The following is a 255-nucleotide window of genomic DNA, read 5'->3' as shown; positions in this document are numbered from 1 at the left end:
GAACCTCGAGCGTGCGGAACCGCTCGCTCAGAAGCCCGAAACTCGGTACCCCGATGTCGAGTCCGCGCAGCGCCCAGAATTCGTGCATGTGGCCGGTGATCTGCCGCATGCCCCAGCCTAACAGCCGATAGAAGATGAAGATCAGTTCGAGGTACGCATCGCTGTAAGTCTGGGACTGGCCCGACACGCCCTTCTGGTAGGGCGTGTCGTTGATGAACAGCGCCTTCAGGTCGCCGTCGGGACAATACAGGCTGA

1 protein-coding gene is annotated in these 255 nt (G+C 60.8%); it reads right to left on the bottom strand.

What is annotated here, in order from left to right; all coding sequences use genetic code 11:
- A partial coding sequence (locus AB3X89_RS40620) for a transposase (RefSeq protein WP_368588108.1) occupies positions 1 to 255 on the bottom strand: 255 nt, incomplete at both ends.

The sequence above is a fragment of the Paraburkholderia sp. BR14320 genome (genome assembly GCF_040948665.1).
GTDB lineage: Bacteria > Pseudomonadota > Gammaproteobacteria > Burkholderiales > Burkholderiaceae > Paraburkholderia > Paraburkholderia youngii.
The sequence above is the reverse complement of the archived record's forward strand: the minus strand, read 5'-3'. Positions and strand labels throughout refer to the sequence as shown.